This window comes from Planotetraspora sp. A-T 1434 (genome assembly GCF_025420585.1).
Lineage (GTDB): Bacteria > Actinomycetota > Actinomycetes > Streptosporangiales > Streptosporangiaceae > JAOEGB01.
The window spans coordinates 273,823-292,605 of record NZ_JAOEGB010000001.1 but is presented as its reverse complement, the minus strand read 5'-3'; the positions used below and the strand labels follow the sequence as shown (position 1 = coordinate 292,605).

The window sequence follows — 18,783 nt, the reverse complement described above, 5'->3', positions numbered from 1 at the left end:
CTCGATCACTCCCGCTGCACGTGGCCGTACATCATGCCAGGATTGGGGCATGACGGACGGCTCCGAACCCACTCCCGACGTGCCTCCCGGCTGGGCGGCCGACCAGCCTCCTCCGTACGGCGGGGCCTCAGGGTCGTGGGCCTCTCCCGGCGGGCCCGGCAGCCCCTATGGCCAACCGGGCCCCGGAGACCAGCCCGCCGGACAGCATGGCACTCAGCAGGCCGGGCAACAGGGCCACCAGCAGGGGCAGCAACCGCCCGGCCAGCCGTACGCGCAGCCCTATGGACGGCCAGACGGCCAGGGTCCGGGGCAGGGCTACGGCCAGGGTTATGGGCAGGGCTACGGTCAGCAGCAGTACGGCGGCCAGCCGGGCTACGGAGCGGCTCACGGTCAGCAGCAGTACGGCGGCCAGCCGGGTTACGGCCAGCCGGGCTACGGGGCCTACCCGCCCGGCCCGTACGCCCCATATGGCTACCGGCCGCCGCAGGCGCCCCGGCCGGGCATCATCCCGCTGCGGCCACTCGCCCTCGGCGACATCCTCGACGGCACGATCAAGCTGATCCGCTCCAACCCCAAGGCCACGCTGGGGATCTCGGCGATCGTCGCGGCGATCACCACGCTTCCGGTCGCGATCGGGCAGGCGATCTACTTGCGGTCGGTCGGCGGGTTGATCACCAACCCGGAGTCCGCGACGAGCGCGACCTTCCCGCTCGGAGGGCTCGCGGCCCAGTATCTCGGCACGCTCATCTCCCTGATCATGACTTTCGTGGCCACGACGATCCTCACCGGCATCCTGACGCGGGTGCTCGGCCGGTCGGTCTTCGGCGGGCGCATCACGGTCGGCGAGGCCTGGCGGCTGTCGAGGTCTCGGATTCCGGCCCTGCTCGGGCTGGTGCTGCTGCAGGGGCTCATCCTCCTGCTCCCGCTGCTGATCGCGATCGCGGTGGGGATCGCCCTGGTGCTCGCGGCCGGATCGTCCGGCGGCCTCGGGGACGGCAACGGAAGCGGGGTCGGGGCCGTCGTAGGCTTCGCTCTGCTCTTCATCGTCGCCTACATCCCTTACGTACTGTTCTTCAACACCAAGTTCGCGCTGTCGGCCCCGGCCATCGTGCTCGAACGGCGCGGTGTCATCGACGCCATGCGCCGCTCGTGGAGGCTGGTGAAGGGCGACTCGTGGCGGGTGCTCGGCATCCTCCTGCTCACCGGTCTGCTCGCCGGGATCATCGGGGCCGTGCTGTCGGTGCCGTTCTCGATCGGCGGGTCGATCCTCGGCGTCATCGGGACGGGCTCGGCCGGAGCCGTCGTCGGCGCGGCGGTCCTGCTGGCCGTCGGCAGCGTGCTGAGTGCCATGATCACCTATCCGATCCAGGCGGGAGTGAACGGCCTGCTCTACGCCGACCGCCGGATGCGGGCCGAGGCGTTCGATCTGGTCCTCCAGACGGCGGCCGTGCGGAACCAGGAGCAGGGCTGGGTCCACGCGAGCGTCGACGACCTCTGGCATCCGTCCTACGCCGCCGGATCAGCCGGCTACGGCGCCGCCCCGGGCGGAGCCGCCTACCAGAGCCCCGGGCCGTACGGGAACCCGGGCCAGTACGGGAACCCGGGCCACTACGGGAACCCGGGCCAGTACGGAACCTCCGGGCCGTACCCGAGCCCCGGTCAGCCCCTGGACGCGGGATCTCACGGGAACCCGGCACCCCCTGGAAACGCCGGGCCGCACGGGAGCGCCGACGCGTATCGGAACCCGCCGACCCCTCCGGACGGGCCGCAGCCGTGACGCTCGTCCTGCGGTTGCTCGATCCTCCCGTCGACATCGGACGTGACGAGGCTCAGCGGGAGGTCTCCGGCGAGCTCCTGAAGTCGGGCTACCAGCAGGAGTCGCTGATCGACCGGCTGTGGCGGGGGTTCACCCAACTCCTCGGCGACCTCATGGACGCGGGGTCAGGCGTGACGGGCGGCGTCGTGTCGCTCATCGTCATCGTCGTGATCCTGGGCGTCCTGGCGGCGCTCCTGCTGTGGGCCCTGCGCCGGATGTCGCGCGGCCGCGGAGCCGGCGAGGGCGTCGTCTTCGACGGGCGGGAGCGGACCGCCGCCGAGCATCGGGCGGAGGCCGGACGGCTGGCCGCCGAAGGCGACTGGACCCGGGCCGTCCAGGAGCGGCTCCGCGCGATCGCCCGTGACCTTGAGGAGCGGGCCATCGTCAGCCCGCTGCCCGGCCGTACCGCCCTTGAGCTGGCGGAGGCGGCGGGGCGGGCCCTGCCCACCCATGCCGCCGGCCTTCTGTCGGCCGCCCGGATCTTCGATGATGTGACGTACGGCGAGGCCCCCGGAACCCGGGAGGCGTACATGACGCTGACCGCCCTGGACGAGCGCCTTCAGACCGCCCGCGTCGCATTGGAGACGCCCGCATGATCACCCAGACTCGCCCGGTGAGCCAGACCCCGGTGAGCCAGACCGGGAGCGAGGCCCCGGCGCGGGCCGGGTGGTCGGTCCCCACGTCGCCCACGGCGGGTGGCCTCTGGCGACGCCTGCGCGGGATCCTCCTGGTGGGGCTGCTCGTGGTGGCCGCCGCGCTCGTCCCGGTGCTGCTGTCCTCACCGGGCACCGAAGGCCACGAGGCCGACCCCGCCGACGCCACTGTGTACGGGAGCAAGGCGCTCGCCGAGGTGCTCGGGGACCACGGAATCACGGTCGAGCGCGTGGACAGCGCCTCGGACGCACTGGCCCGCAGCGGCACGGACAGCCAGCTCCTCATCACCTATGCGAGCCTCCTCAGCCGCCCCGAGGCCACCCGGCTCGCCGCCGCGCCGGGCGACCGGCTGATCGTGGGCGCCGTGCCGTACCTCGACGTCCTGGCGAGCGGTGTCACGCCCAAGGACCGCGGGGCGCGCGTCCGGTCACGCGAACCGAGCTGCGCGCTGCGGGAGGCCACCCGGGCGGGGAGCGCCTTCATGGGCGGCACGTCGTTCTCGGCTCCGGCCGGAGCCACCGGCTGCTATCCGGCTGGCGGCAAACCGACCCTCGTCCGGTATGTCGCGAACGGCCACACGGTGACAGTGGTGGGCGACGGTTCCTTCATGAGCAACCTGCGGCTGGCCGAGGACGGCAACGCCGCGCTCGCGATGAACCTGGCCGGGACGAAGCCGCGGCTGATCTGGCTCGTCCCTCCCGCGGAGCCCCAGACCGGGATCGACACCGGCCCCGGAAATGAGAGCCTCGGCTCCCTCATCCCTCCGGGGGTGGACTGGGCCGTCATCCAGCTCATCATCGCCGTGGGCGTGGTCGCCCTGTGGCGAGGGCGCAGGCTGGGCCCCGTCGTCGCAGAACGCCTGCCGGTGGTCGTGCGGGCCGCGGAGACCGTGGAAGGGCGCGGCCGCCTCTACCGGGCACGAAGGGCACGTGACCGGGCGGCTCTCGCGCTCCGCGCGGCCGCCGTCGACCGCATCACCCCGCGCCTCGGGCTGTCCCGCACCGCCTCCCCCGACGAGCTCGTCGCGGCGACAGCCGTACGGACCGGGGAGGACATGGAGGACGTGCGGTTCGCGCTGTACGGCACGGCCCCGGCCGACGACGCCGCTCTCGTGGCCCTGGCCGGATACTTGGACGCAATCGAAAGGCAGGTAAGCGACTCGTGACCACACCTGGACCGGGGGCGCAGGGGCACACGGCTCCGGGACACGCGGGCCCCGAACACGAGGGCCCCGAACACGCGGGCCCCGAACACGAGGGCCCCGAACACGAGGGCCCGGGGCATGCGGGGGCGGCGGCCGACGCCGCGCGGGAGGCGCTCGGCACGCTCCGGGCAGAGGTCGGCAAGGCCGTGGTGGGGCAGGACTCCGTCGTCACCGGCCTGGTCATCGCGCTGCTGTGCCGGGGGCACGTGCTGCTCGAAGGCGTTCCCGGCGTTGCCAAGACGCTGCTGGTCCGGACCCTCGCGGCCACGCTGTCGCTCGACTTCAAGCGGGTGCAGTTCACCCCCGACCTGATGCCGGGCGACGTGACGGGCTCCCTCGTCTACGACGCCAGGACGGCCGAGTTCGAGTTCCGCGAGGGGCCGGTCTTCACGAACCTGCTGCTCGCCGACGAGATCAACCGGACCCCGCCGAAGACCCAGGCCGCCCTGCTCGAAGCGATGGAGGAGCGCCAGGTCAGCGTCGAGGGGACCGCCCGCAAGCTGCCCGACCCGTTCATCGTGGCGGCGACCCAGAACCCCATCGAGTACGAGGGCACCTACCAGCTCCCGGAGGCGCAGCTCGACCGGTTCCTGCTCAAGCTGACGGTTCCGCTGCCGCCCCGGGACCAGGAGATCGCCGTGCTGGAACGGCACGCGCTCGGATTCGACCCCCGCGACCTGTCGCACATCAAGGCGGTGGCGTCCGCGGCGGACCTGGAGGCCGGGCGGGAGGCCGTCAGGCGCGTGCACGTGGGGCCGGAGGTGCTCGGGTACGTCGTCGACCTCGCCCGCGCCACCCGGCAGTCGCCGTCGCTGCAGCTCGGCGTGTCACCGCGAGGGGCGACCGCGCTCCTGGCGGCGGCCCGCGCGTGGGGCTGGCTGTCCGGCCGGACCTACGTCACCCCGGACGACGTCAAGGCGCTGGCCCGGCCGGCGTTGCGGCACCGGGTGCAGTTGCGTCCCGAAGCCGAACTGGAAGGCGCCACCCCCGACGGCATCCTGGACGGCATCCTCGCCTCCGTCCCCGTCCCGCGATGAAAGGTCCCGCGATGACGGGTCCCACGATGACGGGTCCCACGATGATGGCCGTACGAACCGGGAGGGCCGTGCGGTGGCACTGACGGGACGGGCGGGGCTGCTCGCCGCCCTCGGCGCCATCGTGGTGTTGTTCGCGCCGCGACCGGCGATGGCCGTGCTCGGCATCGCGCTGCTGCTGGCCGCGCTGATCGTGATCGATCTGCTGTTCGCCGGCAGCGTCCGCGCGCTGCGCTTCCGGCGTGACGGCGAGCGGCTGGTACGGCTCGGGCAGTCGGTCGCGGTCGGCCTGATCGTGGACAATCCGGGCCGTCGCAGGGTCCGCGGCGTGCTGCGGGACGCCTGGCCGCCTTCGGCCGGAGCGACGCCCCGCCATCTCAAGGTGAACGTGCCGGGCGGCGAGCGGCGGCGCCTGGTGACCACGTTGACGCCGACCAGGAGGGGCGACCGGGAGGCGGTGACCGTGACGGTCCGCTCACTGGGCCCGCTGGGCCTGGCGGGACGGCAGGGGGCGCATCGCGTGCCGTGGTCCGTGCGAGTGGTGCCGCCCTTCCTCAGCCGGAAGCATCTGCCCGCCAAGCTGTCCAAGCTGCGAGAGCTGGACGGCCAGCACCCGGCGCTGGTGCGCGGCCAGGGCACCGAGTTCGACTCTCTGCGGGAATACGTCATCGGCGACGACGTGCGGTCCATCGACTGGCGGGCCAGCGCCCGGCGCAGCGACGTCGTCGTCCGGACCTGGCGGCCGGAACGCGACCGGCGGGTGCTCATCGTGCTCGACACGGGCCGCACGTCCGCCGGCCGCGTCGGCTCACCCCCCATTCTCGGCACGCCGCCGGGGTGGCCGCGGCTGGACTGGTCGATGGACGCCGCGCTGCTGCTCGCCGCGCTCGCGGCACGCGCCGGTGACCGGGTGGACTTCCTCGCCTACGATCGGGCCGTCCGCGCCTGGCTCTCCGGCGCAGCCCGGACCGAGCTGCTGTCGTCGCTGGTCAACGTGATGGCGCCGATCGAGGCCGAGCTGGTCGAGGCGGACTCCCCCGGCATGGTGGCGGCCGTGCTGGCCCGAGCCAAGCGCCGCTGCCTCGTCGTGCTGCTGACCGACCTCAACTCGGCCGCGATGGAGGAAGGCCTGCTGCCGGTGCTGCCGCAGCTGTCGTCGCGCCACTTGGTGCTGGTGGCCGCCGTCGCCGATCCGCGGGTCGCCGCCATGGCCTCCGGCCGGGGTACGGCGGAGCTCGTCTACGACGCGGCGGCCGCCGAGCAGTTGCGCGGCGAGCGCCGGAGGGTCACATCACTGCTGCGCCGCCACGGCGTCGAGGTCGTCGACGCGCTGCCGGAGGACATCGCCCCCGCACTGGCCGACGCCTACCTCGCGCTCAAGGCCGCAGGGCGCCTCTGATCTTCTGAGTGGCTTTCTGTGCGGGTCATGCCGTGGGGGCGAAATCGGGGGCGTGTTCGATGTCCCCTGTCTCACCGGCCCTGCCGGCCCGGCGGCCGAACACGATGACGTAGGCCAGGAAGACCACCTCGGCCAGGGCGCCGATCCCAATGCGTGCCCACGTGGGCAGGCCCGAAGGCGTCACTCCGGCCTCGATCAGGCCCGATATCAGGAGCACGACGACGAGGCCGAGGGCGACGCTCATGACGGCCCTCCCCTGCTCGGCCAGTGCCTCGCCGCGTCGCCGGGGGCCGGGGTCGATGACCGTCCAGCCGAGCCGCATGCCGACGCCCGCCGCGAGGAACACCGCGGTCAGCTCCAGCAGGCCGTGCGGGAGGATGAGCCCCCAGAAGACGTCGGCCTTGCCGTGTGCGGCCATCAGCCCGCCGAGGACGCCACCGTTCGCGGCGTTCTGCCAGAGAATGTACGGAATCGGCAGCCCCAGCAGGATGGCGGAGACGATGACCTGCATCGACACCCACGCGTTGTTGATCCACACCTGTCCGGCGAACGACGCCGCCGGGTTCTCGGAGTAGTAGTCCGCGAAGTCGTGCTCGACGAGCTGCTTGATCTCTTCCGGGGTGCCGATGGCCGCCTGGACGCCGGGGTTCTTGGCGATCCACACGCCCATGACATAGGCCACCGCGAGCGAGGCCAGCGCCGCCCCGAGCCACCACCTCCGAGCGCGGTAGGCCACCACGGGAAACGAGACGGCGAAGAACCGCACGACCTCCCGCCATGCCGGGCTGTGCGCGCCCGTGACCGCCGAGCGAGCCCGCGCCACCAGGGCCGAGAGGCGGCCGACGAGGATGGCGTCGGTCGAGCCGGAACGGACGATGGACAGGTGCGTCGCGGCCCGCTGGTACAGCTCGACCAGCTCGTCGACCTCCGCGCCGTTCAGCGAGCGGCGCCGCCGTACCAGATCTTCAAGCCGGTCCCACATCGGCTTGCTGGCGGTGACGAACGCATCGATGTCCACAGATCAGACCCTATCGACGGCGGCGCAGTAGGGTGCGGAGTGTGTCGGAAGTCGTGACGGGTGAGGCCGTCGTCGTCGAGGTCCGGGTGGCTCAGCTGCCCAGCCGTGCCGTGGCCTACATCATCGACTGGGTCCTGCAATGGGCCGTCCTCATCCTGGCGTACATCCTGCTGTCCAACGCCTCCGTCGTGACCGACACGGCGCTCGCCAGAGGGCTGGTGATCCTGTTCACCGTCCTCGTGATCGTCGGCTATCCGGTGATCTTCGAGACCGTGAGCAGAGGCCGCAGCCTGGGCAAGCTGGCGCTCGGTCTGCGGGTGGTGGGCGACGACGGCGGCCCCGAGCGCTTCCGGCAGGCGCTGTTCCGCGGGCTGGCGGGCTTCGTGGAGTTCTGGCTCTTCTTCGGCGCCCCGGCGCTCATCACGTCGCTGGCGAACGAGAAGGGCAAGCGGCTGGGCGACATCTTCGCCGGCACCATGGTCATCGGGGAGCGGGCGCCGCGTCAGGCTCCCCCGCCCGCCATGCCGCCGCAGCTCGCCGCCTGGGCCTCCTCGCTGGAGCTCTCCCAGCTCTCCAACGAGCTGGCGAACACCGCCCGGCAGTACCTCTCCCGCTGGCACCAGCTCGCGCCCGTCACCCAGCACGAGATGGGCGTCCGGATCGCGGAACAGGTCAGCGCGCGCGTCGCCCCGCCGCCCCCGCCCGGCGTGCCGCCGCACACCTACCTCGCCGCCGTTCTGGCCGAGCGCCGCCGCCGCGAGGAGATCAGGCTCGCCCAGGCCCGCCGCCCCGCCATGCCGTACGGCACAGCACCCCAGAGCTACGGGGCACCACCCGCGTACGGCGCGGCACCCGCGTACGGCGCGGCACCCGCGTACGGCTCGACGCCGCAGTACGGCGGAGCGCCCCAGGGGCAGGCGCGACCTGCGCCGGAGGCTCGGCCGGCCGACTCCGAACCGGCCGGTCCGACGCCCGGAGGATTTCTTCCGCCCGCATGAGGTGTAGACCCCGATATGCGGGGCACGGAGAACGACTGCAGGACATGGGGCATGCCTGCAGTGGGGTTAAGGCGGGCGCGATACGGTCGGAGGGAGAGGCCGCACCGGTCGTGCCCGCCCTCTCAAATGAGGCGTCGGAACGACGTCTCTCTATGTGACCGGTGGGCATGGCCGTACCAGGTCAGGAGCCGAGCCGCCAGGAGTGAAGGTAGTCCTCCTGCTCGGTGGTGAGGGCGTCGATCGCGATCCCGGCGGCGGCCAGCTTGAGCCGCGCCACCTCGGCGTCGATGTCCGCCGGGACGTCGTACACACCGGGCGAGAGCCGTACCGACTCCTGGGCGAGCCAGGCGACGGCGAGGGCCTGGGCGGAGAAGGACATGTCCATGACGGCCGCCGGATGACCCTCCGCGGCGGTCAGGTTGACGAGGCGGCCCTCGGCGAGGAGCAGCAGTCGCCTGCCGTCCTCCAGGACGTACTCATCCGTGTTCGGACGAATCCCGAAATTTACGGTTTGTGCCATCTCTTCGAGCGCGCGCACATCGATCTCGACGTCGAAGTGACCGGCGTTGGCCAGGATCGCGCCGTCCTTCATGACGGCCAGGTGCTCAGCCCGGATGACGTCACGGTTGCCGGTCACGGTGACGAACACGTCCCCGGTCTGGGCGGCCCGGCTCATGGGCTGGACGTCGTATCCCTGCAGGGACGCGTCGAGGGCCTTCACGGGGTCGATCTCGGTCACGACCACCCGGGCTCCCAGGCCCTTGGCCCGCTCGGCCACCCCCCGGCCGCAGAACCCGAAGCCGGCGACGACGATGGTGCGGCCGGCGAGCAGGACGTTCGTGGCCCGCATGATGCCGTCGAGCGTGGACTGGCCCGTGCCGTACCTGTTGTCGAACATCCGCTTCGTCCGGGTGTCGTTCACCGCGACCATGGGGAACCGGAGGGCTCCCTCTGACGCCATCTGGCGGAGCCGGATGATGCCGGTGGTCGTCTCCTCGCAGCCGCCGATGACGGCCTCCAGCAGTTCCACCCGCTCGGTGTGGACGATGTTGACGAGGTCACAGCCATCGTCAAGCACGATATTGGGCGAAATATCGAGTGCTTGATGGATGTGGCGGTAATAGGTTTCCCTGTCCACCCCGGCACGGGCCTGGACGGCGATGCCGTAGTCCGCGAGAGCGGCGGCGACGTCGTCCTGGGTGGACAGGGGGTTGGACGCGGCCAGGGCGATGTCCGCGCCTCCGGCCTTGAGCGCGCCCATGAGCACGGCGGTCTCGGCGGTCACGTGGAGACAGGCCGCGATCCGCAGCCCGTCGAGCGGCCGGTCCTTGGCGAACCCGGCGCCAATAGCCTCCAGGACCGGCATGGAACGGGCGGCCCACCCGATCCGCCGCTCTCCCGCCTCCACCATCCCGCCGTGATCATGCACAGCTTCCTCGCTTACCGCCCTCACGTGGCCCTTCATCCGCCGTGATCATGCACAAGTTCCCCGGCAGGGGCTCCTGCCAGAGGAAACCACCTTCGTGATCATGCAGCTGACCGGCCATGCCTGCCGGCCGTCCATCAGCCAACTGCATGATCACGGACCGGGGAGCCGCGGCTCAGGCGAGCCCTGCGGGAACATGCGCATGATCACGAATCGTGTCGTCCCAGCTCAGCCTGCCCCTCCGGGAATCAGTGCATGATCACGCCGGAGGGGCGGGGGGCGCGGGGCTGGATTAGTCGAAATCAGTAACGGTAGTGGTCCGGCTTGTAGGGGCCTTCGACGTCCACGCCGATGTACTCGGCCTGCTTCTTGGTCAGCTTGGTCAGCTTGACCCCGAGGGCGTCCAGGTGAAGGCGGGCGACCTTCTCGTCGAGGTGCTTGGGCAGCACGTAGACGCCGATCGGGTACTCCGAGGTCTTGGTGAAGAGCTCGATCTGGGCGATCACCTGGTTGGTGAACGAGTTCGACATGACGAACGACGGGTGGCCGGTGGCGCAGCCCAGGTTCATCAGGCGGCCCTCGGCGAGCACGATGATCGAGTGCCCGTCGGGGAAGACCCACTCGTCGACCTGCGGCTTGATGTTGTTCTTCACGATGCCCGGGATGCGGGCCAGCCCTGCCATGTCGATCTCGTTGTCGAAGTGCCCGATGTTGGACACGATCGCCTGGTGCTTCATCTGCGACATGTGCTCGGCGGTGATGATGCCGAAGTTGCCGGTCGTCGAGACGAAGATGTCCGCGATGCCGACGACGTCCTCCAGCGTGGTGACCTGGAAGCCGTCCATGGCCGCCTGCAGCGCGCAGATCGGGTCGATCTCGGTGACGACCACACGGGCGCCCTGACCGCGCAGCGCGTCGGCGCAGCCCTTGCCCACGTCGCCGTAGCCGCAGACCACGGCCACCTTGCCACCGATCAGCACGTCGACGGCCCGGTTGAGCCCGTCGATCACCGAGTGGCGGCAGCCGTACTTGTTGTCGAACTTCGACTTGGTGACCGAGTCGTTGACGTTGATCGCCGGGAAGAGGAGCTGCCCGCCCTTGTGCATCTCGTAGAGCCGGTGGACGCCGGTCGTCGTCTCCTCGGTGACGCCCTTGATACCCTCGGCGATCTTGGTCCAGCGCTTGTCGTCCGAGACCGTACGGCGGAGCGTGTCGAGGATGATCCCCCACTCCTCCGGGTCGTCCTCGCCGGCGGCCGGCACGGCGCCCGCCTTCTCGAACTCCACGCCCTTGTGGACCAGGAGCGTGGCGTCGCCGCCGTCGTCAAGGATCATGTTGGGGCCGGAGCCGTCGGGCCACGCGAGAGCCTGCTCGGTGCACCACCAGTACTCCTCCAGGGTCTCGCCCTTCCAGGCGAACACCGGAACACCGGAGGGGTTGTCAACGGTGCCATTCGGGCCGACGACGACCGCGGCGGCCGCGTGGTCCTGGGTCGAGAAGATGTTGCAGCTCACCCAGCGGACGTCGGCGCCGAGCGCGACCAGCGTCTCGATGAGCACGGCCGTCTGGATGGTCATGTGCAGCGAGCCCATGATCTTCGCACCCTTGAGCGGCTGCGAAGCGGCGTACTCCCTCCGGGTCGCCATGAGGCCCGGCATCTCGTGCTCGGCGAGGCGGATCTCCTTACGGCCGAATTCCGCAAGAGCAAGGTCGGCGACCTTGAAGTCCATGAGTGTGTCCCTCCGTTGTCCGTCGCCTGCGATTTTAGGCGTCCCGTACGGCCCGGCGCACGCGCAGGTGCGGGAACCTGACACAAGAATGTGAGGATTGAGCACGACACCGACAGATGCCCTCGCAGGCGGTGCCTGCGACCGGTCGCCGATGTCCAGATCGATGATCGCTGACCAGCGGATGCGCCGCCGGCGCCGGCCCGACGGCCGACGAAACGAAAGCGGGATTACCCTGACCCTCGCCCAGGTGAGCGGCGACGCCTGTTATCCGGGGACCGTCAAGATCTCCCGGACCGGCGACCGGGAGGCCACACTCGAGGTGACCCGTGAGGGGGAGACCTAGACCCGGTACACCGGCACCATCAGCCGCGCCTCCTGAGTCGACCAGGCGGCCGGCGACGGGTTGGGTCCGGGGACGGCGGGCTCTACCGTGACGGAGAAGCGGCGGAGAAGCGCCGAAGAAGTCAGGGTGAAGTCGCGGAGGGCCGGATGCGGCGGGACGACCCGGCTGCGGCCGCGGCGGGACGGCCCCGGCTGCGACCCAGAACCGAAGGGGAGTCGATGCGGATAACGGAGGCGGCCAAGCGGCTCGGCATGTCCCCCCGCATGCTGCGCTACCGGGAGGCCCTCGGCCTGCTGCCCCCGGTGCGGGACCGGGGATCCCATCGCAGGTTCGGCCCCGAGGAGCTTGCCGCCGTCAGCCAGGCCATGGAGCTGGAGCGCCGCTTCGACGTGTCACCCGCGGAGCTGGCCTTCGCGTTGCGAGCCTTGTCGGAGCCCGTGGTCGCGCAGGCCGTACGGGACCTCGGCATCAGGATCGGCCGCATCCAGGCGCCGCGCAGAGCCCTGGACTTCGAGAAGGAGAAGGCCCTTCGCCTCCTCCGCCCGCGCTAGCGGAAACCACACAGCCATGCGACCGCGCAAGCCGGACGCCCCCAGCTACCGCACAGCCGTACGGCCGGCACGGCCTCGGCCCCGCAGTTGCACGGCCCGCTGATCGCTCCTACGAGTGACGACACGGGGCACCGCCGCATCGGAGAATCTCGGGCGTGAACCAGACAACACGACTCACGAAGCTGGAGGCGAGCCTCTCGTCGTTCGATCTTCGCAGGGCTCTTTCCTCTCCCCTGGACATCGTCGTCGGCGCGGCTCTGGCGTCTGTCGCGGCCCTGGGCATGGTCTCGGCCAACGAAGGGCTCGGGGGCGCCATCGCCGTCCTGCTGGCCACCGCGCCCCATGTCATGCGCCACGCCCACCCATGGCTCACGATCGGGCTGACCCTCCTCGGGGCCGTGCTCCTCCTCGCCGTGGCGCCGCGTCTTGACTTCTGGGCCGTCCCGGTCTTCGTGTCGGGGCTGCTCTCCCTGTACACACTCCAGCGGATGATCGACCGGCTCGCGGCGTGGATCCTCGGCGGAATCCCGGTCGCGGTGGCTCTCGCGTTCGCCGGGCTCTACTACGCCGGCCGGCGCTTCGGCGTACACGACTCGGCCGAGGTCGCCGTCGCCGTGATCGCGGCGATCCTCTCCGCCGGGACGACGCTGCTGGCCGACACCCGGCGCAGCCGTACGGAGGCCAGGGAGGCGCGGGCGGACAACGTCGAGACGCTGCGGGAGCAGGCGGCCATGGCAGAGCGGGCGCGGATCGCCCGGGAGATGCACGACATCGTGGCCCATTCCATCTCGATGGTCGCCGTCCAGGCCGAGACCGCGCCGTACACCATCAAGGACCTGAGCGACGAGGCCAAGAGGGAGTTCGCGGAGATCGCCACGGCGGCCCGGGGAACGCTGACCGAGATGCGCAGGCTGCTCGGGGTGCTCCGCGCCGACGTGCCTCCCGAGACCGCGCCACAACCGGGGCTGGCGCGGCTGACCGAGCTCATCGAGCAGCACGGCGGCCAGGTGGACGTCGACATCGTCGGGGAGGAACGGGAGCTGCCGCAGGCGGTGGACGTGTCGGCATACCGGATCGTCCAGGAGGCTTTCACGAACGTCCGCACCCACGCGCCGGGATCGCGCGTGTCGATCGAGGTGGCCTACCGGCCCACGTTGCTCGCCCTCCGGATCGCCGACGACGGCCCGGGCCCTTCCAAGAGCGAGGACGGCCTGACCGGCTCCAACGCCAAGGAGCCTCCCGGCCACGGGCTCATCGGCATGCGGGAGCGGGCCACGGCCCTCGGCGGCTGGTTCGTCGCCGGACCGGGCCCGGCCGGCGGCTTCCTCATCCAGGTCGGGCTGCCACTCGAATGAGGGCGACGACGAGAGGACAGCTCAGGTGATCAAGGTTCTCGTGGCCGACGACCAGCCGGTGGTGCTCCGGGGGTTCACCGCCGTGCTCGCCGCCCAGCCGGACATCGCCGTCGTGGGCGCCGCCCCCGACGGCGCGGAAGCCGTACGGCTCGCCCGGGCCGAGCAGCCCGACGTCGCCCTGCTCGACATCCGCATGCCGGTGCTGAACGGGATCGAGGCCGCCCGGGCCATCACCGAGCTGGGCGCCAAGGCCATCATGATCACGACATTCGATCTGGACGAGTACGTCTATGACGCGCTCCTCGCGGGGGCGAGCGGCTTCCTGCTCAAGGACATCAGAGCGGAGGAACTGGCGAACAGCGTGCGGATCATCGCCCGCGGGGACGCCCTGCTCGCGCCCAAGGTGACGAGACGCCTGATCGCCGAGTTCACCCGCCGCCGCGTCCAGGCGGAGACCCTGCTGACGCCACGGGAGTCCGAGGTGCTCCGCCTGATCGCCCGGGGGCTGTCGAACGCCGAGATCGCGGCGGAGCTGGTCGTTACCGAGCACACCGTGAAGACGCACGTCGCCCGGGTGCTGTCCAAACTGGGCCTCAGGGATCGCACTCAGGCGGTGATCCACGCCTACGAGACCGGGCTGGTCCACGCGGGCGACCACGGTCCGCTCGCCGGCTGATCCTCACGAACTCCGCCGTCACGACGAGAGCCGGCTCTTGGCCATGCTCCCTGCCATCCCGGGCGCCGAGCCGTACGAACTCGTCGTGACGGCGGCTCAGCGCTCAACGGCCGCCCCGGCGGCTTAGGGACCGACTGTCAGCCGCAGACCGTCAGCGCGCAGGGAGTCCGCCGTCACGTACGGCTGCTCGCTCTCGATGTCGGTCATCGTCAGCGGGACGCTCAGCGAGGGCACCAGCTTGAGCGCCTTGACCAGCACGTTCGGTTTGTCCGCCGTGAACTCCTGCGGGATGCCGAGAAGCTTGCCGGTCATCTTGGTGGTGCAGATGACCACGTCGCCCTCGAAGGTGAAGGTGCTTCCGACCAGCGTGGTTCGGCCCATCGTCTGCTGGGGCTCGACCAGCACGGCCTTGTCCATCGTGAACCTGAGCATCTTGACCGTGCCGGTCGCTGCGGGCATCTCCACGACCCCGTGGAACTTCATCCCCGTCATCGTCAGCGAGGGCGCCCGTACGGCGGCCGCCTCAACGGCCACCCTCTGCGAGGACGCCACCGGATCGCGAAGGGGGACCCCTGACGTGGCAGCCGTGGACATGACCTGCCCCGCCATCAGGATCAGTGGCAGTACGGCCATCGCCGGGGTTCTACCGCCGGGGTGGGACCTGCCGTCGTCGGGCGCGTCCGGGGGCTCGGCCGTGGAGTCCTCGGAAGGGCCGGACGAGCTCTTCACCCTGCCGATCCACACGCTGGGGGCGCCGCCTGAGGACGAGGATGACGACCGGGGCTGTGTCCGGGGCTGTGACGGGGGCTGTGACGGGGAATGCGGCCGGGCCGTGCTGGCGATATCCGACGTGCCGGAAATGGCGGTCGTACGGAAACCGCCGGACGTTCCGGCCGTTATAGCCGTTCCGGCGGCACGCGTTCCGGCGGCTGCGGGGGCTCCACCGGACGCACCGGCTGCGCGGGGTCCGTCTGTGCGGGTCACGGGAGTCCAGGCGGCGGCCAGCGCTCCCCCGACCAGGCCCAGGAGCATGCCGATGAGGAACCCGCCCAGGTTGGCGTAGACGAACGACGCGATGGACACCAGCACGGCGACTATGCCGAGGAAGACCCGCTGGCCCGGCTGCAACCAGAGCAGCAGCCCCAGGATGATCAATACGAGCGCGATCAGGTAGGTCGCCCCCACCGTGCCCGACTGGATGACCAGCGGCAGGGCCTGGGTCGCGAACGGGATGCTGAGAAGCTCCAGCCCGGCGAGCAGGGTGAGCAACCCACCCCAGAACGGCCGGGTCCGCCGCCACGATGTCGCCCCGCTCATGGGCACCTGCCGGCGACGGCGCCGCCGAGTCCACGGCCCCGGCCGGTACGGCAGGCCACGAGCCGAGCACCCACCGGGCGGGCCATCGCTCGCGACGCCGCCATGGACAGAGGCGCAGCGGGCTGACCCGGCGCACGCCGCGTCGTACGCGAAGGCGCAGCGGGCGAACCCGCCGCAGGGAGCGCCGTCGCCGGAAGATCCCTGACGAGCATGGGCATCAGAAGCACTCGTGGGCGCCGGGCTCGACCGTGAGCTTGAGGCCGGGGAGCTTGAAGGTGGCCGCGTTCACGGCCCAGGAGACCTGCTTGAAGTTCTCCATGGACACCGACCGGGCCTGCTGGCCGAACATCCCGCTCTGGCCCTCGCCGCCCGGGACGGCGTCAAGAGTGCCGGCGTCCCGGCCCGCCTCGATGTTCGTGAAGACCGCGTTGCCCTGCAGCTGCGCGGCATCGACGATCATGTTCTCGGCGACGACGGGATCCTTGCCGGTGCCCGCGGTGAGCCTGATGGTCACCTTGCCGACGGGCGACTTGACGAGGACGGTCTGGCACATGTTGGTCAGCGTGGCGTGCCGGATTCCGGAGACCGCGACCGGGATCTTCTGGCCCTTCTTGTTCTCCACAAGGCTGCCGTACTGGACGAAGCCCTGTCCCTGAAGCTTGTCCGCCGAGACCTTGAAGGTGTCGCCCGAAACCACGAACGACGCCCCGATGGCCCCCTCTGCTGTGGCGCCCACGAGCACCGACGCGACCGCGAGCGCGGGAACGAAGACCAGCGCGAAGCGCCTCCACCGCACTTGTCCCTGCTCGAACACGGGCGAACACCTCCGCAGAGCCCTGTGATGTAACGCCCAAGTTACCCACGGGTACCATGCGGCTAAAGAGAACCGTGATCACATTTCAGTCACACCGTAATGTGATCAGTCAGGAAACCGGTCATATGTGGGACGCGGCGGTGTCGGCGTCCGCTCGGTAGAGGTCGGGCTCCAGGTAGATGACACGGGCGATGGGCACCGCCTTGCGGATGCGCTGCTCGGCCTCGTCGATCCCCTTGGCCACCTCGGCCGCCGTCTCGTCGTGGTCCACCGCGATCTTCGCCGCGACCAGGAGCTCCTCCGGCCCGAGGTGGAGCGTGCGGAGGTGGATGACCTTGGCGACGCCGGCGTCCTCCAGGGCGGCGCAGATCTGCTCCTCGACCTCGGGAGTCGCGCTCTCGCCGATCAACAGCGACTTCGTCTCCGCGGCCAGGATCACCGCGATGACGGCGAGCAGGACACCGATCATGACCGTGCCGACGCCGTCCCAGATCCCGTTACCGGTGACCACGGCCATCGTCACGCCGAAGAGGGCGAAGACGAGGCCCAGCAGCGCGCCGAAGTCCTCCAGCAGCACGACCGGCAGCTCGGGAGCCTTCGCCCTGCGGATGAACGACACCCAGGAGTGATCGCCCTTGATCTGCCGCGACTCCTTGATGGCCGTCCGGAACGAGAAGCCCTCCGCCACGATCGCGAAGATCAGTACGGCGAAGGCCCACAGCGGCGACTCCACCGGATGCGGGTCGGCGATCTTGTGCCAGCCCTCGTAGATCGAGAAGAGGGCGCCGATGGTGAACAGCACCACGGCCACCACGAAGGCGTAGAAGTACCGCTCGCGCCCGTAGCCGAAGGGGTGCTTGCGCGTGCGGCCCTTCTCGGCCCGCTTGCCACCGAGGAGCAGCAGCGCCTGGTTGCCGGAGTCGGCGACCGAGTGGACGGACTCCGCGAGCATCGACGACGACCCTGTGAAGAGGAACGCCACGAATTTCGCCGCCGCGATCGCCATGTTGGCGCCCAGCGCCGCGATGATCGCCTTGGTACCGCCACCCGCACTCACACGAAACTCCTCAGTAATCGGCCAGAGCGATCCTATTGGGAAATTCGGGCCTTGAGTTCCGCGATGGCGGACACCGCCGTGGGATCGATGCCATATCCGAGGGCCAGGTAGACGCTGGCGTAGTCGCCCAGGCCGACCAGCGTGGCGAGCCGCTCCAGCGGGTGGCCGCCCTGGGCGAGGACCTCCGAGACCGGAACGCCCCGGTCCTCGGCCAGCCGTACTGACACCACACGGCGCTTGGCGACCTGCGGATGCTCCTCGACGTCGCGCAGCAGGATGAGCCGCAGCCGGGCGTCCGGGCCGCCGAGGCCGCCGGGACCGTCGGGCTCGTCGGGCTCGTCGGGCTCGTCGGCGAAGGGGTCCGCGAAGATGTCCCGTCCGGCCAGCGGGCCGTCCAGGGTGGCGACCTGGTTGTGGTGCACCTCCGGGATCTCTCCCCAGATGGCGGGATATTTGGCGTTCTCGTTGAGCTGGCAGGCCAGCCGGTGCGCCGCGACCGCGGCGATGGGAGAGGTCCCCCAGACGAGTGGGATGCTCCCGGCCAGCTCCATCGCCAGCGTCTTTCCGGGGTTGATGAACGACTCGCTCGACGGACGGCAGCGGTGGGAGATGTCCTCCAGCCGCGTGGCCACCGCCTCGAAGACGTCCTCTCCGGCCTTCACCAGGTTCATCTCGGAGGCCGCGACGACGAGCGGGACCAGCAGCTCCCACAGCGCCGCCCTCGGCTGGTTCGCCCCGCTCGACACCGGGACGAAGGTCCCGCCGCCCCGCGCCACCAGCGCCGCCAGAGGCGATTCGGCCGCGCCGACCCCGAGCGTCGGGCTGCCACGCCGTACGGCTTCCGCGGCCAGCGCGAGCGTCTCCTCGCTGTTGCCGGAGCGGGAGACGACCATGACCAGATCGGCCGCGCCGACCCAACCGGGCAGCCGATAGCCCCGGACCGTGATGATCGGCAGGGGCGTGCCGTTGCCGCAGACGGCGTCGAGCACGTCGCCCGAGATGCCGGCGCCGCCCATCCCGGCCACCACGATGGCCCGAGGCCGGCCGTTCGCGACCATCCTCGCCACCCCGGCCTCGACGGCGGCCCGGTAAGCGGTGCGCACCTGGGCCGCCGAGGACGCCACCGAGCGGAGCATCCCGGAAGGGTCGCCCTCCGCCAGATACGCCTGGTCGTCGAGCCTGTCCGGCTCGAAGCGCGCCCCTCCGGCGTCGCTCATGCCCTGCGCGCCTCGTCGACGAGAAGGACCGGAATGTCGTCACGGACCGGATAGACCAGCCCGCACGCCTCCGAGGTGCAGGCCAGCTCGTCGGTGTCGGCCTCCACACGCAGCGGAGACTTGCACGCCGGGCAGGCCAGGATGTCCAGCAGCCAGTCGTCGATCTTCAACTCT

At 70.8% G+C, this 18,783-nt stretch carries 17 protein-coding genes; 9 read left to right on the top strand and 8 right to left on the bottom strand.

The window, feature by feature from the left end:
- Positions 1 to 49 precede the first annotated feature (49 nt).
- The 5 genes from N5079_RS01305 to N5079_RS01285 all read left to right on the top strand — a co-directional run bounded on the left by N5079_RS01305 (position 50) and on the right by N5079_RS01285 (position 6,107).
- On the top strand, positions 50 to 1,777 hold the full coding sequence (locus N5079_RS01305; protein ID WP_261581389.1) for a collagen-like protein: 1,728 nt from the start codon (positions 50 to 52) through the stop codon (positions 1,775 to 1,777).
- Entirely contained in the window at positions 1,774 to 2,412 is a 639-nt protein-coding gene (locus N5079_RS01300; protein WP_261581388.1) for a DUF4129 domain-containing protein, read from the top strand. The genes N5079_RS01305 and N5079_RS01300 overlap by 4 nt, the downstream gene beginning before the upstream one ends.
- A complete protein-coding gene (locus tag N5079_RS01295) occupies positions 2,409 to 3,635 on the top strand; it encodes a DUF4350 domain-containing protein (protein WP_261581387.1) in 1,227 nt (408 codons plus the stop codon). Before N5079_RS01300 ends, N5079_RS01295 begins: the two co-directional genes overlap by 4 nt.
- Positions 3,632 to 4,711 (top strand): AAA family ATPase, encoded by a 1,080-nt coding sequence (locus N5079_RS01290; RefSeq protein ID WP_261581386.1) that lies wholly within the window; start codon positions 3,632 to 3,634, stop codon positions 4,709 to 4,711. The genes N5079_RS01295 and N5079_RS01290 overlap by 4 nt, the downstream gene beginning before the upstream one ends.
- Positions 4,712 to 4,784: 73 nt before the next feature.
- Positions 4,785 to 6,107, top strand: coding sequence for a DUF58 domain-containing protein (locus N5079_RS01285; RefSeq protein WP_261581385.1), 1,323 nt, complete (start codon positions 4,785 to 4,787; stop codon positions 6,105 to 6,107).
- Between the two features lie 25 nt (positions 6,108 to 6,132).
- Here the strand turns inward: N5079_RS01285 and N5079_RS01280 are convergent, their stop codons facing one another.
- Entirely contained in the window at positions 6,133 to 7,125 is a 993-nt protein-coding gene (locus N5079_RS01280) for a stage II sporulation protein M (protein ID WP_261581384.1), read from the bottom strand.
- A 41-nt stretch (positions 7,126 to 7,166) separates the two neighbouring features.
- Here N5079_RS01280 and N5079_RS01275 point away from each other — a divergent pair, with 41 nt between their 5' ends.
- Positions 7,167 to 8,123, top strand: a complete 957-nt coding sequence (locus N5079_RS01275) for an RDD family protein (RefSeq protein ID WP_261581383.1) — start codon at positions 7,167 to 7,169, stop codon at positions 8,121 to 8,123.
- A 181-nt stretch (positions 8,124 to 8,304) separates the two neighbouring features.
- Here the strand turns inward: N5079_RS01275 and N5079_RS01270 are convergent, their stop codons facing one another.
- Positions 8,305 to 9,552, bottom strand: a complete 1,248-nt coding sequence (locus tag N5079_RS01270) for an adenosylhomocysteinase (protein WP_261581382.1) — start codon at positions 9,550 to 9,552, stop codon at positions 8,305 to 8,307.
- A 299-nt stretch (positions 9,553 to 9,851) separates the two neighbouring features.
- Positions 9,852 to 11,279 carry an adenosylhomocysteinase gene (gene ahcY / locus N5079_RS01265; protein ID WP_261581381.1) on the bottom strand — a complete coding sequence of 476 codons (1,428 nt, stop codon included), beginning with the start codon at positions 11,277 to 11,279 and terminating at the stop codon, positions 9,852 to 9,854.
- Between the two features lie 561 nt (positions 11,280 to 11,840).
- On the opposite strand from ahcY, the gene N5079_RS01260 reads away from it, so the two are divergent.
- The 3 genes from N5079_RS01260 to N5079_RS01250 all read left to right on the top strand — a co-directional run bounded on the left by N5079_RS01260 (position 11,841) and on the right by N5079_RS01250 (position 14,204).
- Positions 11,841 to 12,173, top strand: a complete 333-nt coding sequence (locus N5079_RS01260; protein WP_261581380.1) for a MerR family transcriptional regulator — start codon at positions 11,841 to 11,843, stop codon at positions 12,171 to 12,173.
- 155 nt (positions 12,174 to 12,328) lie between these two features.
- Positions 12,329 to 13,528 (top strand): sensor histidine kinase, encoded by a 1,200-nt coding sequence (locus N5079_RS01255; protein ID WP_261581379.1) that lies wholly within the window; start codon positions 12,329 to 12,331, stop codon positions 13,526 to 13,528.
- Positions 13,529 to 13,553: 25 nt separating this feature from the next.
- On the top strand, positions 13,554 to 14,204 hold the full coding sequence (locus tag N5079_RS01250) for a response regulator (RefSeq protein WP_261581378.1): 651 nt from the start codon (positions 13,554 to 13,556) through the stop codon (positions 14,202 to 14,204).
- 123 nt (positions 14,205 to 14,327) lie between these two features.
- On the opposite strand, the gene N5079_RS01245 is transcribed toward N5079_RS01250, so the two are convergent.
- The 5 genes from N5079_RS01245 to N5079_RS01225 form a co-directional block, all read right to left on the bottom strand.
- A complete protein-coding gene (locus N5079_RS01245; protein ID WP_261581377.1) occupies positions 14,328 to 15,521 on the bottom strand; it encodes a DUF6114 domain-containing protein in 1,194 nt (397 codons plus the stop codon).
- Positions 15,522 to 15,738: 217 nt separating this feature from the next.
- Entirely contained in the window at positions 15,739 to 16,335 is a 597-nt protein-coding gene (locus N5079_RS01240) for a DUF6230 family protein (protein ID WP_261581376.1), read from the bottom strand.
- 121 nt (positions 16,336 to 16,456) lie between these two features.
- The gene (locus tag N5079_RS01235) at positions 16,457 to 17,392 is read right to left on the bottom strand and encodes a cation diffusion facilitator family transporter (RefSeq protein ID WP_261581374.1); all 936 of its coding nucleotides are present in this window, start codon (positions 17,390 to 17,392) and stop codon (positions 16,457 to 16,459) included.
- 32 nt (positions 17,393 to 17,424) lie between these two features.
- A complete protein-coding gene (locus tag N5079_RS01230; RefSeq protein WP_261581373.1) occupies positions 17,425 to 18,609 on the bottom strand; it encodes an SIS domain-containing protein in 1,185 nt (394 codons plus the stop codon).
- On the bottom strand, positions 18,606 to 18,779 hold the full coding sequence (locus N5079_RS01225; protein ID WP_261581372.1) for a Trm112 family protein: 174 nt from the start codon (positions 18,777 to 18,779) through the stop codon (positions 18,606 to 18,608). Before N5079_RS01225 ends, N5079_RS01230 begins: the two co-directional genes overlap by 4 nt.
- Positions 18,780 to 18,783 lie beyond the last annotated feature (4 nt).

What these genes read in the sequence shown, in the direction of transcription:
- ahcY (WP_261581381.1), bottom strand. Translation starts at nt 11,279, where the DNA reads ATGGACTTCAAGGTCGCCGACCTTGCTCTTGCGGAATTCGGCCGTAAG.
- N5079_RS01230 (WP_261581373.1), bottom strand. Translation starts at nt 18,609, where the DNA reads ATGAGCGACGCCGGAGGGGCGCGCTTCGAGCCGGACAGGCTCGACGAC.
- N5079_RS01295 (WP_261581387.1), top strand. Translation starts at nt 2,409, where the DNA reads ATGATCACCCAGACTCGCCCGGTGAGCCAGACCCCGGTGAGCCAGACC.
- N5079_RS01305 (WP_261581389.1), top strand. Translation starts at nt 50, where the DNA reads ATGACGGACGGCTCCGAACCCACTCCCGACGTGCCTCCCGGCTGGGCG.
- N5079_RS01260 (WP_261581380.1), top strand. Translation starts at nt 11,841, where the DNA reads ATGCGGATAACGGAGGCGGCCAAGCGGCTCGGCATGTCCCCCCGCATG.
- N5079_RS01245 (WP_261581377.1), bottom strand. Translation starts at nt 15,521, where the DNA reads ATGAGCGGGGCGACATCGTGGCGGCGGACCCGGCCGTTCTGGGGTGGG.